We start from the raw sequence: 13,941 nt of genomic DNA, 5'->3' as shown, positions 1-13,941 counted from the left end.
TGCCGGACCAACGATGCCGCCGGCCATCGTAGCAGTGCTGCACTGCCGCAAAATCTGCGAAAAAAGCGCATTTTGCCGTCAAATTCAGACGAGGGCGGGGGGCGCATGCGTCCCTGGGCATGACGAGCGCCCTGCCCAAGGCCTATACTTCCTCACATTCCCTTGGAAGTCGTAGGGCTTTTTGTCCCTGAGATATCCGCTTCCTTCATTCACCAGGAGAGGAGTGCTTCATGGTCAACATGAATCGCCGCCAGTTCTTCAAGGTGACCGGTGCGACGCTGGCGGGCTCCAGCCTGGCCTTGCTGGGGGCTGCCCCCGGCACGGCCATGGCCGAGGTGCGCCAGTTCAAGCTTGCGCGCATGACCGAAACGCGCAACACCTGTCCCTACTGTTCGGTCGCCTGCGGTTTGCTGATGTACGGCTTGGGCGATGGCTCGAAGAACGCCCGCGCCAGCATCATGCACATCGAAGGCGACCCCGACCATCCCGTCAACCGCGGCACCCTCTGTCCGAAGGGCGCGGCCCTGATCGACTTCATCCACAGCCCCAACCGCCTCAAGTACCCGGAATACCGGGCGCCCGGTTCGGACAAGTGGGTGCGGATGTCGTGGGACGAAGCGCTGACGCGCATCACCAAGCTCATGAAGGACGACCGCGACGCGAACTTCGTCGAGAAGACCGCGGACGGCAAGACGGTCAACCGGTGGCTGACCACCGGCATGCTGGCCGCCTCGGCAAGCAGCAACGAGGTCGGTTACATCACGCACAAGACTGTGCGCAGCATGGGGATGCTGGCGTTCGACAATCAAGCCCGTGTCTGACATGGCCCGACGGTGGCAGGTCTTGCCCCGACGTTTGGCCGTGGAGCGATGACGAACCATTGGGTCGACATCAAGAACGCGGACATAGTTTTGATCATGGGCGGCAATGCCGCCGAGGCCCACCCGTGCGGGTTCAAATGGGTCACTGAAGCCAAGGCCCATAACAAGGCCAAGTTGATCGTCGTGGATCCGCGCTTTACGCGTTCGGCGTCCGTGGCGGACTTCTACGCGCCCATACGCACCGGCACCGACATCATCTTTCTGGGTGGCGTCATCAAGTACCTGTTGGATAACGACAAGATCCAGCACGAGTACGTGCGCAACTACACCGACTTTTCGTTCATCGTGCGCGAGGATTTCGCGTTCGACGCGGGGCTCTACTCGGGCTACAACGCAGAAAAACGCACCTACGACAAGCAGAGCTGGGACTACGAGCGCGGCGAGGACGGTTTCGTCAAGACCGATCCCACGCTGCAGCATCCGCGCTCGGTGTATCAGCTGCTCAAGAAGCACTACTCGCGCTACACGCCTGAAATGGTCGAGCGCGTCTGCGGCACGCCCAAGGACAAGTTCCTGACGGTGTGCGACATGCTCGCGTCCACGGCCACCACCAACCGGGCCGCGACCATCCTGTACGCGCTGGGCTGGACGCAGCATTCCATCGGTTCGCAGATCATCCGCACGGGCGCGATGGTGCAGCTGCTGCTGGGCAATATCGGCATCGCCGGCGGCGGCATGAACGCGCTGCGCGGCCACTCGAACATCCAGGGCCTGACCGATCTGGGCCTGATGTCGAACCTGCTGCCGGGCTACATGACGCTGCCCAACGAGCCCGAGCAGGACTACGCCAAGTACATCGACTCGCGCACGCTCAAGCCGCTGCGGCCGAACCAGCTCAGCTACTGGCAGAACTATCACAAGTTCCACGTCAGCCTGATGAAGGCCTGGTGGGGCGGCTCGGCCACGGCCGAGAACAACTGGGCGTTCGACTACTTGCCCAAGCTGGACAAGCTCTACGACATGCTGCAGGTCTACGAGCTGATGGTCCAGGGCAAGATGAACGGCTACATCGCGCAGGGCTTCAATCCGCTGGCCGCGGCGCCCAACAAGGCCAAGCTGAACGACGGGTTTGCCAAGCTCAAGTTCCTGGTCATCATGGATCCGCTGGTCACGGAAACGTCCGAGTTCTGGCGCAACGCCGGCGAGGCGAACGACGTGGATCCGTCCAAGATCCAGACCGAGGTCTTCCGCCTGCCCACCACCTGTTTTGCCGAGGAAGACGGCGCGCTGGTCAACTCCGGCCGCTGGCTGCAATGGCACTGGAAGGGCGCCGAACCCCCGGGCGAAGCTAAGAGCGACATCGAGATCATGGCGCTCATCTACACGCGCCTGCGCAAGATGTACGAACAGGACGGCGGCAAGTACCCCGATCCCATCGTCAACCTGTCGTGGCCGTATTCCAACCCGCAGAATCCCACGGCCGAGGAACTGGCCAAGGAATACACGGGCCGGGCGCTCGTGGATCTGCCCGATCCCAAGGATCCGACGAAGATCATGCGCCGCGGCGGCGAGCAGCTTGCCGGCTTTGCCGAACTGCGCGACGACGGCTCCACCGCCAGCGGGTGCTGGATCTTTGCCGGCGCGTGGGGCCCGGGCGGCAACCTCATGGCGCGCCGCGACAACAGCGATCCCACCGGCATCGGCCAGACCCTGAACTGGGCCTGGGCGTGGCCGGCCAACCGCCGCATCCTGTACAACCGCGCATCGTGCGACCTGGAAGGCAAGCCGTTCGATCCGCGCCGCAGCGTCGTGTCCTGGAATGGCAAGGCCTGGGTGGGCGCCGACATCCCCGACTTCAAGGGCGACGAGAACCCCGCGGGCGGCATGGGGCCGTTCATCATGAACCCCGAAGGCGTGGCGCGCTTCTTTGCGCGCGCGGGCCTGGCCGAAGGGCCGTTCCCGGAACACTACGAGCCCTTCGAAAACCCGCTGGGCTACAACCCGCTGCATCCCAACGCCAAGGGCGTCACCAGCAACCCGGCCGCGCGCATCTTCAAGGATGACCTCGCGGCCATGGGTACGGTGGAAAACTTCCCGTATGTCGCCACCACTTACCGGCTGACGGAACACTTCCACTACTGGACCAAGAACGTCCGCATCAACGCGATTCTCCAGCCCGAGCAGTTCGTGGAGATCGGCGAGGCGCTGGCCAAGGAACTGGGCATTCCCAACGGATCGCGCGTCAAGGTGTCGTCCAACCGCGGCTACATCAAGGCCGTGGCGCTCGTCACCAAGCGCATCCGTCCGCTCCTCATCGAGGGCAAGACGGTGCACCAGGTCGGGATCCCGATCCATTGGGGCTTCGTGGGCATCGCCAAGCCGGGCTTCCTCACCAACACCCTGACGCCATTCGTGGGCGACGGCAATTCCCAGACACCGGAATTCAAGTCGTTCCTGGTGAAGGTCGAAAAGGTATAGGAGAACCGACATGTCAATGCAATCCCTGGACATCAAGCGGCGCTCCGCCACCACCACGCCGCCTCCGGGCATCCGTGAACCCGTCACGGGCTCGGTGGCCAAGCTGATCGACGTCTCCAAGTGCATCGGCTGCAAGGCCTGCCAAAGCGCCTGCATGGAGTGGAACGACCTGCGCGACGAGATCGGCGTCAACGTGGGCGTCTACGACAACCCGGCCGACCTCACCGAGCACTCCTGGACCGTCATGCGCTTCTCGGAATTCGAGAACCCCGCCGGCGACCTGGAATGGCTGATCCGCAAGGACGGCTGCATGCACTGCGAGGACCCGGGCTGCCTGAAGGCCTGTCCCTCGCCGGGCGCCATCATCCAGTACAACAACGGCATCGTGGATTTCCACGAGGAAAACTGCATCGGTTGCGGCTACTGCATCACCGGCTGTCCGTTCAACATTCCGCGCATTTCCAAGAAGGACAACAAGGCCTACAAGTGCACGCTGTGTTCCGACCGCGTGGCGGTCGGCATGGAGCCCGCGTGCGTCAAGGCCTGTCCCACCGGCGCCATCGTCTTCGGCACCAAGGACGACATGCACCAGCATGCGGCCGAACGCGTCGAGGACCTGAAGTCGCGCGGTTTCGCGCAGGCCGGCGTGTATGACCCGCCCGGCGTGGGCGGCACGCACGTCATGTACGTGCTGCATCACGCCGACCAGCCGGGGCTGTACCACGGGCTGCCCGCCGATCCGAAGATCAGTCCGATGGTGTCGCTATGGAAGGGCCTGGCCAAGCCGCTGGGTCTGGCCGCGATGGCGTTCACTGCGCTGGCGGGCTTTTTCCACTACGCGCGCGTGGGCCGCAACGAAGTGACCGAGGAAGACGAACGCAGGGCCGAAGAGGAGGTGCGCCATGAGTGAAGACCGCCACTACCGCCGCATCAAGCGCTATACGCCGGGCGAGCGCACCAACCATTGGATCATCGCGCTCACGTTCATCCTGCTCGCGTTGTCCGGGCTGGCGCTCTTTCATCCGTCCATGTATTGGCTGTCCAACCTGTTCGGGGGCGGACCCTGGACGCGCATCCTGCATCCGTTCATCGGGGTGGTGATGTTCGTCTGCTTTGCCGTGTTTGCCGGGCACATGTGGCGCCACAACCTCATGACGAAGGCGGATCGCCAGTGGCTCAGGCAGCTCAACGACGTGGTCGAGAACCGCGAGGAAAAGCTGCCCGAGGTCGGCAAGTACAACGCCGGCCAGAAGCTGCTGTTTTACGTGCTGATCCTGTGCATGCTGGGGCTGATGGTCAGCGGCATCGTGATCTGGCGCGAGTATTTCGCGTTCTACTTCCCGATCTGGGTGGTCCGCGGCGCCTCGGTGCTGCACGCGGTTTGTGCGCTGGTGCTGATTTGCGCGATCATTGTGCATATTTACGCGGCGATCTGGGTGAAGGGGTCGCTCACGGCAATGCTGCGCGGCTATGTCACCGCCGGCTGGGCGTGGAAGCACCATCGCGCCTGGTTCCGGGAGCAGGTAAAGAAGTAATCCCCGGCATGTCGTGATCGACGGCTGCTATCCTCGTCGCAGGCTGGCAGCCGTATTTGTTTCTCTGGAGACGAGAATTGCAGCGAATTCTTCCGCGCGGCGAGATCGAAGCGCTAGACCATAACGCCATTCCCCGCATCACCCTGCCCGAACGGCAATCCGTCTTCGCCGCGCGGGCGGCGCGCCTGCGCCAGCTTGCCGATGGCAATCCGGTGGGCGATTACCTGCAGCTGATGGCGCATCTGGTCGATGCCCAGCATCGCGCGCTGCAGGACTGCGCGGCGCCGCCCGCCAGCGAAGACCGCATTTCGCTCGCGCAGGCGCACGGCATGCCGCCGCTGCAGGCCATCGGCTGGCCGCGCGATGCACTGTGGCGCCGCATCCTGGGCCAGTTGCTGGACGACGTGTCGCGCGCCCCGGGCGTGCCCGCCGAAGCCATCGACGTGTGCGCCGCGCTGCGGCGCGCGCTGGCCGACGACCCCGAATCGCTCGAAGACTTGGCGCAGGCCGTGCTATCCGAGCAGGACGAGGGCGTGGACAGCGCGGCCGCGCCCTTTGTCATGGCGGCGTTGCAGGTCTACTGGACGGACCTGGCCAACCGCTTCGATCCCAAACAACTGCCTGTCGCCAGCCCGTTCGGCGTGTGCCCGGTGTGCGGCAGCCTGCCGGTCGCCAGCATCGTGCGCGTCGGTGGCCAGTACGAAGGCTATCGCTACCTGTGCTGCAGCCTGTGCGCCACGCAGTGGCACATGGTGCGGGTCAAGTGCTCGCATTGCGAAGACGTGGAAAAGGTCGCGTACCAGTCCATCGAGGGCCGCACGCCCGCCATCAAGGCGGAAACCTGTGACAACTGCCACACGTACCGCAAGATCTTCTACCAGGACAAGGACCTGTACGTGGAGCCGGTGGCCGACGACCTGGCAAGCCTGATGCTGGACGTGCTGGTGGGCGAGGCGGGTTATTCGCGGTCCAGCGGCAATCCGCTGCTGTGGCATGGCGCCGAAGACTAGCGCCGCTCAATGACGGAGTCTCGCATGGCAGATCACCTGTCCGGCGCCGGCCTTGCTGCCGCGTCCGACATCCCTTCGCTGGACCGCCTGCTGAACGCGGACGCGTTGCAGCCGGCGCTGGAAACCCACGGCCGCACGCAAGTGGTGGCGGCTCTGCGCCGCGATCTGGACGCGCTGCGCAAGCGCGCGCTGGATGGCGGCGTGCCGCGTCACGAGCTTGAGGCGGCAGCGGTGGCGGCGCGCACGTCGGCCGCGCTGGACGAGGCCGCGCAGCCGCGCCTGCGCGCGGTCTACAACCTGACCGGCACCGTGCTGCACACCAACCTGGGCCGCGCGCTGCTGCCCGACGAAGCGGTGGCGTCGGTGTTGCGCGCGCTGACCACGCCCGCCAACCTCGAGTTCGACCTGGACACCGGCGGCCGCGGCGATCGCGATGACCTCATCGACGACCTGCTGTGCGAGCTGACCGGCGCCGAGGCCGCCACGGTCGTCAACAACAACGCCGCGGCCGTCCTGCTGATGCTCAACGCCCTGGCGGACCGCCGCGAAGTGGTGGTGTCGCGCGGCGAATTGGTCGAAATCGGCGGCGCCTTTCGCATTCCCGACATCATGAAGCGCGCCGGCGCCAAGCTCGTCGAAGTTGGCACCACCAACCGCACGCACGCGGCGGATTATGAAAACGCCATCGGCCCGCGCACCGCGATGCTGATGAAGGTGCATTGCAGCAACTACGCGGTGACGGGTTTTACGAAAAGCGTGAGCGTCGCCGAGGTGGCGGCGTTGGCCCATGCGCGCGGCCTGCCGGCCACGGTGGACCTGGGCAGCGGCACATTGGTGGACCTGACGCAGTTCGGGCTGCCCAAGGAAGACACCGTGCGCGAGACCATCGCGGCGGGCGCCGACCTGGTCACGTTCAGCGGCGACAAGCTGCTGGGCGGGCCGCAGGCGGGCTTGCTGGTGGGCCGCGCCGACCTGATACGCAAGATCAAGAAGAATCCGCTCAAGCGCGCGCTGCGTGTCAGCAAGCTGACGCTGGCCGCGCTGGAACCGGTGCTGCATCTGTACCGCGCGCCGGAATTCCTGGCCCAGCGGCTGACGACGCTGCGCCTCCTGACTCGCCCGCTGCGCGATATCCAGCCGCAGGCCGAACGGCTGCGTGGCGTGCTGGCGCATGCGGCGGGCCCGGGCTATGCGGTCGAGGCGGTGCCGATGTTCAGCCAGATCGGCAGCGGCGCGCTCCCCATCGACCAGCTTCCCAGTTACGGACTGGCCGTGCGCCATGTGGGAACCGGTCGCCCCGGACGGCATCTGGACAGGCTGGAGACGCTGTTGCGCAAGCTGCCGGTGCCCGTCATCGGCCGGATCGCGGATGACGCGCTGTGGCTGGACTTGCGTTGTCTGGAAGCCCGCGACGAGGCGGCGTTTGCGGCGCAGCTAGCGGAGCCGCTGGCATGATCGTCGGCACCGCCGGTCACATCGACCACGGCAAGACGACGCTGGTGCGTGCGCTCACGGGCGTGGACACGGACCGGCTGAAGGAAGAAAAGGCGCGCGGCATTTCCATCGAACTGGGCTACGCCTACACGCCGCTCGCGAACGGCGACGTGCTGGGCTTCATCGACGTGCCGGGCCACGAGAAGCTGGTGCACACGATGGCGGCCGGGGCCAGCGGAATCGACTTCGGCTTGCTGGTGGTCGCAGCGGACGACGGCGTCATGCCGCAGACGCGCGAGCATCTTTCCATCCTGTCGATGCTGGGCGTGGCGCGCGGCGCGGTGGCGCTGACCAAGACGGATCGCGCGGACGCGGCGCAGCTGGAGACCGTGCGCGCCGAGATCGCAGCATTGGCGGAAGGTACTTTCCTGCAAGGCGCGCCAGTGTTCGGCACGAGTGCGGCGCAAGCCGGTGACTCGGGCGTGGCGGCGCTCAAGGAATATCTGCATGCGCAGGCTCAAGCCGTGGCGCGGCGCGAGGCCACGGGCTTGTTCAGGCTGGCCGTGGATCGCGTATTCACCTTGTCCGGCCACGGCACGGTCGTTACCGGCACGGCGCACGCCGGCCAGGTCCGCGCGGACGACGACGCGACCGATCTGCGCCTGATGCCGGCTGGCACACGCGTGCGCGTGCGCGGCATCCACGCGCAGAACCAGCCCAGCGAGACCGGCTCGGCCGGCCAGCGGTGTGCGCTGAACCTGGCGGGCATCGACAAGAGCGCCATCTCGCGCGGCGACTGGATCGCGGATGCGCGCTGCTTCCTGCCCTCCAAGCACGTCGACGTCGCGCTGACGCTGCTGCCGTCCGCGGATGCGCCCGTGCAGGCCTGGGCGCCGCTGCACGTGCATATCGGCGCGGCGCGCCACGTGGCGCACGTGGTGCCGATCAGCGCCGAGTCTTTGGCGCCGGGCCAGTCGGGATGGGTGCAGCTCGTGTTCGACGAACCGGTCTGCGCGATGCCGGGCGACCGCTACATCGTGCGCAACGCACAGGCGACGCGCACGGTGGGCGGCGGCCGGGTGCTGGATCCCAACGCCCCGGACCGCAAACGCCGGTCGGCGTCGCGGTTGGCGGGCTTGCAGGCGCTGACCGACATGTTGGACGGCGGCGGCCTTGCGCCGGTGCTGGCGCATGCGCCGCAGGGCCTGGACGAGTCGGCGTTGCAGCGTCTGACGGGTCTGCCGGTCAGCGAGATCACGGCGTCCGATGGCGCGGTGTGGATCGAACCGCGCAACGCCCAGGGCGCGCGCACGCTGATCCTGGCCGCGCATTGGAAGGCGCTGCGCGATCGGACCGAGCAGGCGTTGGCGTCGTTCCACCAAAGCGCGCCCGACGAACCCGGTCCGGACGGCGCGCGGCTGCGGCGCATGGCGATCCCTGCGATGCCCGACACGCTGTGGACGTCTCTGCTGGACGAACTGCAACGCGACGGCCGCATCGCGCGCAATGGCCCGTGGCTGCATCTGCCCACGCATTCCGCGACGCTGGGGCAAGCCGAATCCGCGCTCGCCGCGCGGCTGTTGCCGCTGCTGGATGCGGGCGCGTTCGATCCGCCTTGGGTGCGGGATTTGGCCAAGATGCAGGCGCAGCCGGAGGACACCGTGCGCCAGCTGCTGCGCAAGCTGCTGCGGCGCGGCGAGGTGGCGCAGGTGGTGAAGGATCTGTTCTATCACCGCGATCAGGTGCGCAGGCTGGCGGCGTTGGCGGCTGACTTGGCGGCGCAGCCCCAGGGCCTGAACGCCGCGGTGTTCCGGGACGTGACGGGTTTGGGCCGCAAGCGGGCGATCCAGATCCTGGAGTTCTTCGATCGCGTGGGCTACACGCGGCGGGTGCGGGATACGCATGTGCTGCGCGGCGAAAGCGCGTACGCGGCGATGCAGCCGCCCGCCGAGCCGGTATCATAGGCGGTCCGCCACGGAAGGCATTCGTGCCCGGCGGCACGGCCGGGCTTCAAACCCGGTTGGGGGCGTCAGACGCTCCCAGGTAGGTTCGACTCCTGCTGCCTTCCGCCATTTGTGTTCTCCTGCCGCCCGCGCCTCCACTACGCAGGTGTCTGACACCCCTACGAGATGTCCGCCACAGTGCGTTGCCGCGTCCGGGTGTCTGACACCGGCGCAAATGCGTTGCTCTCCATCAACTGCGCAGCATGCGCGTCACCACACCGCCTACCGTGTGCGACTTCCAGTCCAGCTCGCCCAGATGCCAATACCGGATCGCGCCGGCACGATCGACGAGGAAGTTGGCGGGCAGCGCCGCCGCATCCCATTTTTTTGACGCCGCGCTGTTGCGGTCGTGCAGGACCGTGCCGTTGATGGGGGTCTTTTTCAGGAAGGCCGAGATCTTGGCGGGCGCTTCGCCGACGTTGACGGCGACAAGGCGCAGGCCCTCTTCGCGATGCCGCTTGGCCATGGTGGACAGAACGGGGAGTTCGTCGCGGCACGGTTCGCACCACGTGGCCCAGAAGCTGACGATGACGACGCTGCCGCGCCACGCGGAAAGCTTTTGCTCGCGGCCCCCCATGTCTGGAAGGACGAGCGGCGGGGTGGAGCCGGTCCACGCGACCCAGTCGGGGCCGGTGGCGGCTTTCAATGCGGCGGCGTTGTTGACCGCCCCATTCGCGGCGTTACCGGCAGCGCTATTTTTCGCACTATTTGTTGCGTCATTCGCGGCGCCGGCCCACGCGGGCAGCGCCGCGAGCGACAGACCGGTCTGCAGGAGGCGGCGGCGGCTGATCAAGGCGGACTCCTGCAAACGAGCGTTCAATGGCGAGGGCCTGGCTGCGTTCGATCATAGGGCCATTCGCGGGGCCGGTGCTATCCTTTTTCCGACTGACTCACGGAGACTGAGATGACCCAGGATGTTGCGTCCACAAACGCGCCGCGCTTGACTTCGCTATCGCATGGCGGCGGCTGCGGCTGCAAGATTGCGCCGGGTGTGCTATCGGCGCTGCTGGCGCGGTTCGGCCCCGCCGCCAGCTATCCCAACCTGCTGGTGGGCACGGAAACCGCGGATGATGCGGCGGTGTACCGGCTGAACGACGAGCAGGCGCTCATCGCCACGACCGACTTCTTCATGCCCATCGTCGACGATCCCTTCGACTTCGGCCGCATCGCCGCGACGAACGCGTTATCGGATGTGTACGCGATGGGCGGCACGCCGATCATGGCGCTGGCGATCGTCGGCATGCCGATCAACGTGCTGCCGCACAGCGTGATCGCCGAGATTCTCAAGGGCGGCGAATCGGTCTGCGCGGATGCGGGCATTCCGGTGGCGGGCGGCCACAGCATTGATTCGGTGGAACCCATCTATGGTCTGGCCGCGATGGGGCTGGTGCATCCGGACCGCATCAAGCGCAACGCGGACGCGCGCGCCGGCGACGTGCTGATCCTGGGCAAGGGCCTGGGCGTGGGCATCCTGTCGGCGGCGCTCAAGAAGAATCTGCTGGACGTGGACGGTTATCGCGTGATGATCGACACGACGACGCGGCTGAATCGTCCCGGTCCCGCGCTGGCCGCGCTGGATGGCGTACATGCAATCACGGACGTGACGGGCTTTGGCCTGTTGGGCCATGCGCTGGAGATGGCGCGCGGCGCGAAGCTGACGGCCCGCGTGCGGCTGGATGCGTTGCCGTGGCTGCCGGGCGTGCAGGCGTTCGCCGCAGACGGCGTGATCACGGGCGCGTCCGGCCGCAACTGGACGTCGTACGGGGAATCAGTGCGCCTGGGCGCCGGGGTGTCAGACACCCAGCGGGCGTTGCTGACCGATCCGCAAACCTCGGGCGGCCTGCTGGTGTCGTGCGCGCCGGACGCCGCCGACGCCGTGCTCAAGATCTTCCACGAACAGGGTTTCGGGCAAGCCGCCGTGATTGGCGAGATGGCCGCCGGCCCGGCGCAGGTCGACGTGGACTGAAGCGGCGATATCCGCCAGCGATCACGCGCGGCATCTCAGTCCGCCAGATCCCGCGCGGTCGCCGCCGCCTGATCCATCAGCCACTGCGTGACGACGTCGGCATCGGGCGTGCTGCGCCGCGCGTTGCGCACCAGCCAGTAGGCGTGTTCGGTGGCGCTGGCCGCGGGGCTGCCGACGAGGGTCAGCCGCCGGTCCGCCAGCATGGGCGCGATCAGCGCCAGCCGTCCCAGCGCGATGCCGTGGCCGGCCAGCGCGGCATGTACGATCTGGTCGTACTGGTTGAAACGCAGCATGCCTTTGGGGCGCACGCGGCCCAGACCGCGCGCGTTCAGCCATTCCGACCATTGCAGCCACGGCCGCGTGGGATCGTCGAATTCCAGCAGCACGTGGCGCTGCAACTCGCGCGCATCCAGTTCGCGCGCGTCGAGCGACGGGTGCGCCACCGGCACCACCGATTCGCCGAAGAGCCACACGGCGCCATCGGAGACCGAGTTGCGCTCGCTGTAGCGGATGGCGATGTCGACGGCTTCGCGGTCGATGTCGATCAGCCGGTTGTCGGCGGCTACGCGCACGTCGATGTCGGGATGCGCCGCCTGAAAATCGCCCAGCCGGGGCAGCAGCCACAACGAGGCCACGCCGATGGTGGTGGTGACGGTGACGGGCGTGCGCCGTTCGGGGGCGCGGAGTTGTTCGGTCAGGTCGCCAAGCTGGCTTAACCAGACGTCGGCCATTCGAAAGAGTTGCGCGCCCTCGGCCGTGAACGTGACGCTGCGAAACCCCCGCACCAGCAGCGGCACGCCCAGATGCGCTTCCAGCGCGCGAATCTGGCGGCTGACCGCCGACTGCGTGACATGCAGGTCCTGCGCGGCGAGCGTGATGCTCATGCGGCGACCGACGGCGACAAAGCCGCGGACAAGATCAAGCGGTGGCAGTTTCGCAAGCGGATATGGCATTCGTAAAACTCATGCGTGTCGGGCGGAAAAGTCGCTTGAGCAATAGTACGCCGCGGGCGTCCAATATGACTCAGACGTTGGGTGACTCGGACGGAATCTTGGTCATCCGCCGCGATCGCCGCTGCTGCGGCCGGGAGGGTCGCCATGATCCAGTTATGTTGCACTGCGGGAATGTCATTTCGTTTGGCCGGCGGCTCGACTATGCTGCTCAAGCGCGCTTCGGGCTTGCGCATCGTGTGTCACGCCGGCACCGTGTGGATCTCCGAATACCGCCGCTTCGATGACAGCGTGCTGCAAGCGGGCGAATCCCTGACCGTGCGCAGCGATCGCGACGTCGTCCTCAGCGGCCTGCCGGATGCGCAGGTCGCGTTACAACCGGAGTCCCTGACATGACCGCGTCCTTGCCCGATACGCCCCGCATCGAAATGTGGTTCGATTTCGCCAGCCCGTACAGCTATCTGGCGATCGAGCGCATCGACACGCTTGCGCGCGAGGCCGAGGTCAAGGTCGATCTGCGGCCGTTTCTGCTGGGGCCGATCTTCCAGGCGCAGGGTTGGAACGACACGCCCTTCCGGCTGTTTCCGGGCAAGGGCGCGTACATGATGCGCGACATCGCCCGCCTGGCCGAGAAGTACGGCGTGGTCTACAACCGTCCGCGCCTCTTTCCGCGCATGAGCGTGCTGCCCGCGCGCATCGCGTTGCTGGGCCAGAACGAGCCCTGGGGCCGCGATTTCTGCGTCGCGGTGTTCCGCGCGAATTTTCAGCATGACCTGGATATTCAGTCCGAAGACGTCGTGCGCGATCTGCTCATTGGCCTGTCGCTGGATGCCGATGCATTGATCGCCCGCGCCAAGACCGAAGGCGCCAAGGAAGCGCTGCGCAAGCAGGTGGACCGCGCGCGCAACCTCGGCGTGTTCGGCGCGCCCACGTTCTTCGTGGAGGGCGAAATGTTCTGGGGCAACGACCGCCTGGAAGACGCGCTGGACTGGACGCGCCGCACCGCGCCATCCAACGCCTGGCCGCCGCGGGCGCACACCTAGCCGGCCGCACCTAGCCGGCCGCACCTAGCCGGCCGCACCTAGCCGGCCCCGCATCAAAAGTTTCTTCGTCAACGCATCACAGCAATGAAAAACGCAAGCAGCGCCTATCGCGGCGCGCCCATGCCGGGCGGCCGCTCGTTCACGCAATTTCGCGCCGCCCGCATCCGGCGGGTGTCCTTCCAATGGAAACAGGCCGAACGCGCCGGCCTTCAGGACGACACCCTGTCCAAGGGCGGTGGCCACGGCAAACGCGGATAAGGCGCGCTAGCCCTTCGTCACCGGTCCGACATTCGCCCACTCTTCGTCGGAATACAGCCGCGACCGTAAGAGAAACCGCTTGCCTTCCGCGCTGTCCAGCGAAAACGCCCCGCCGCGTCCGGGCACGGCGTCGATGACAAGCTGGGTGTGTTCCCAGTAAGCGAACTGGTCTTCGCCGATCCAGAATGGGCAACCTTCCAGATCGCCCAACAGCACGTCCGAGCCGCCCACCATGAACTCGCCCTGTGGATAACACATGGGCGAGCTGCCGTCGCAGCAGCCGCCGGATTGGTGAAACATCAGCGGCCCGTGCTTGGCGCGCAGGGTGTCGATCAGCTGGCGCGCCTCGTCGGTCGCAACCACGCGTGGCGTGTGCTCTGGCATGGCGGGATTCCTCTGCGAGCGCGCCGGGCGGACCCGGCGCGCAGGTTGGCCGCGCAGGC

At 66.6% G+C, this 13,941-nt stretch carries 13 protein-coding genes and 1 tRNA gene; 11 read left to right on the top strand and 3 right to left on the bottom strand.

What is annotated here, in order from left to right:
* The first annotated feature begins 230 nt into the window (after positions 1–230).
* The 7 genes from fdnG (at position 231) to ASD71_RS14450 (ending at position 9,350) form a co-directional block, all read left to right on the top strand.
* Positions 231–3,299 (top strand): formate dehydrogenase-N subunit alpha, encoded by a 3,069-nt coding sequence (fdnG, locus tag ASD71_RS14480; protein ID WP_156395144.1) that lies wholly within the window; start codon positions 231–233, stop codon positions 3,297–3,299.
* Positions 3,300–3,309: 10 nt separating this feature from the next.
* Positions 3,310–4,209, top strand: a complete 900-nt coding sequence (fdxH, locus tag ASD71_RS14475) for a formate dehydrogenase subunit beta (protein WP_056565079.1) — start codon at positions 3,310–3,312, stop codon at positions 4,207–4,209.
* The gene (locus tag ASD71_RS14470) at positions 4,202–4,834 is read left to right on the top strand and encodes a formate dehydrogenase subunit gamma (RefSeq protein ID WP_056565076.1); all 633 of its coding nucleotides are present in this window, start codon (positions 4,202–4,204) and stop codon (positions 4,832–4,834) included. The genes fdxH and ASD71_RS14470 overlap by 8 nt, the downstream gene beginning before the upstream one ends.
* A 77-nt stretch (positions 4,835–4,911) precedes the next feature.
* The gene (fdhE, locus tag ASD71_RS14465; protein WP_056565073.1) at positions 4,912–5,844 is read left to right on the top strand and encodes a formate dehydrogenase accessory protein FdhE; all 933 of its coding nucleotides are present in this window, start codon (positions 4,912–4,914) and stop codon (positions 5,842–5,844) included.
* A gap of 24 nt (positions 5,845–5,868) precedes the next feature.
* The gene (gene selA, locus ASD71_RS14460; protein WP_056565069.1) at positions 5,869–7,299 is read left to right on the top strand and encodes an L-seryl-tRNA(Sec) selenium transferase; all 1,431 of its coding nucleotides are present in this window, start codon (positions 5,869–5,871) and stop codon (positions 7,297–7,299) included.
* Positions 7,296–9,242 (top strand): selenocysteine-specific translation elongation factor, encoded by a 1,947-nt coding sequence (gene selB, locus ASD71_RS14455; RefSeq protein WP_056565066.1) that lies wholly within the window; start codon positions 7,296–7,298, stop codon positions 9,240–9,242. The genes selA and selB overlap by 4 nt, the downstream gene beginning before the upstream one ends.
* A 12-nt stretch (positions 9,243–9,254) precedes the next feature.
* Positions 9,255–9,350, top strand: a tRNA-Sec gene (locus tag ASD71_RS14450).
* A 121-nt stretch (positions 9,351–9,471) separates the two neighbouring features.
* Here the strand turns inward: ASD71_RS14450 and ASD71_RS14445 are convergent.
* Positions 9,472–10,074 carry a TlpA disulfide reductase family protein gene (locus ASD71_RS14445; RefSeq protein ID WP_056565064.1) on the bottom strand — a complete coding sequence of 201 codons (603 nt, stop codon included), beginning with the start codon at positions 10,072–10,074 and terminating at the stop codon, positions 9,472–9,474.
* Positions 10,075–10,185: 111 nt separating this feature from the next.
* Here ASD71_RS14445 and selD point away from each other — a divergent pair, with 111 nt between their 5' ends.
* Positions 10,186–11,247 (top strand): selenide, water dikinase SelD, encoded by a 1,062-nt coding sequence (selD, locus tag ASD71_RS14440; RefSeq protein WP_056565061.1) that lies wholly within the window; start codon positions 10,186–10,188, stop codon positions 11,245–11,247.
* A gap of 35 nt (positions 11,248–11,282) precedes the next feature.
* Here the strand turns inward: selD and ASD71_RS14435 are convergent, their stop codons facing one another.
* The gene (locus ASD71_RS14435; RefSeq protein ID WP_056565058.1) at positions 11,283–12,200 is read right to left on the bottom strand and encodes a LysR substrate-binding domain-containing protein; all 918 of its coding nucleotides are present in this window, start codon (positions 12,198–12,200) and stop codon (positions 11,283–11,285) included.
* Positions 12,201–12,371: 171 nt separating this feature from the next.
* On the opposite strand from ASD71_RS14435, the gene ASD71_RS14430 reads away from it, so the two are divergent.
* The 3 genes from ASD71_RS14430 to ASD71_RS28235 all read left to right on the top strand — a co-directional run bounded on the left by ASD71_RS14430 (position 12,372) and on the right by ASD71_RS28235 (position 13,498).
* Positions 12,372–12,593 (top strand): DUF2917 domain-containing protein, encoded by a 222-nt coding sequence (locus ASD71_RS14430; RefSeq protein WP_082578893.1) that lies wholly within the window; start codon positions 12,372–12,374, stop codon positions 12,591–12,593.
* The gene (locus ASD71_RS14425; protein ID WP_056565052.1) at positions 12,590–13,240 is read left to right on the top strand and encodes a 2-hydroxychromene-2-carboxylate isomerase; all 651 of its coding nucleotides are present in this window, start codon (positions 12,590–12,592) and stop codon (positions 13,238–13,240) included. Before ASD71_RS14430 ends, ASD71_RS14425 begins: the two co-directional genes overlap by 4 nt.
* A gap of 84 nt (positions 13,241–13,324) precedes the next feature.
* Complete coding sequence (locus ASD71_RS28235) at positions 13,325–13,498, top strand: hypothetical protein (protein ID WP_175123724.1); 174 nt, start codon at positions 13,325–13,327, stop codon at positions 13,496–13,498.
* 6 nt (positions 13,499–13,504) lie between these two features.
* On the opposite strand, the gene ASD71_RS14420 is transcribed toward ASD71_RS28235, so the two are convergent.
* Positions 13,505–13,882 (bottom strand): DUF779 domain-containing protein, encoded by a 378-nt coding sequence (locus tag ASD71_RS14420; protein ID WP_056565049.1) that lies wholly within the window; start codon positions 13,880–13,882, stop codon positions 13,505–13,507.
* Positions 13,883–13,941 lie beyond the last annotated feature (59 nt).

Source organism: Achromobacter sp. Root565, from assembly GCF_001427425.1.
Classification (GTDB): Bacteria; Pseudomonadota; Gammaproteobacteria; order Burkholderiales; family Burkholderiaceae_B; genus Achromobacter; species Achromobacter spanius_D.
The sequence above is the reverse complement of the archived record's forward strand: the minus strand, read 5'-3'. Positions and strand labels throughout refer to the sequence as shown.

What these genes read in the sequence shown, in the direction of transcription:
- ASD71_RS14420 (WP_056565049.1), bottom strand. Translation starts at nt 13,882, where the DNA reads ATGCCAGAGCACACGCCACGCGTGGTTGCGACCGACGAGGCGCGCCAG.
- ASD71_RS14425 (WP_056565052.1), top strand. Translation starts at nt 12,590, where the DNA reads ATGACCGCGTCCTTGCCCGATACGCCCCGCATCGAAATGTGGTTCGAT.
- ASD71_RS28235 (WP_175123724.1), top strand. Translation starts at nt 13,325, where the DNA reads ATGAAAAACGCAAGCAGCGCCTATCGCGGCGCGCCCATGCCGGGCGGC.
- selA (WP_056565069.1), top strand. Translation starts at nt 5,869, where the DNA reads ATGGCAGATCACCTGTCCGGCGCCGGCCTTGCTGCCGCGTCCGACATC.
- ASD71_RS14435 (WP_056565058.1), bottom strand. Translation starts at nt 12,200, where the DNA reads ATGCCATATCCGCTTGCGAAACTGCCACCGCTTGATCTTGTCCGCGGC.
- fdxH (WP_056565079.1), top strand. Translation starts at nt 3,310, where the DNA reads ATGTCAATGCAATCCCTGGACATCAAGCGGCGCTCCGCCACCACCACG.
- selB (WP_056565066.1), top strand. Translation starts at nt 7,296, where the DNA reads ATGATCGTCGGCACCGCCGGTCACATCGACCACGGCAAGACGACGCTG.
- selD (WP_056565061.1), top strand. Translation starts at nt 10,186, where the DNA reads ATGACCCAGGATGTTGCGTCCACAAACGCGCCGCGCTTGACTTCGCTA.
- ASD71_RS14470 (WP_056565076.1), top strand. Translation starts at nt 4,202, where the DNA reads ATGAGTGAAGACCGCCACTACCGCCGCATCAAGCGCTATACGCCGGGC.
- ASD71_RS14430 (WP_082578893.1), top strand. Translation starts at nt 12,372, where the DNA reads ATGTCATTTCGTTTGGCCGGCGGCTCGACTATGCTGCTCAAGCGCGCT.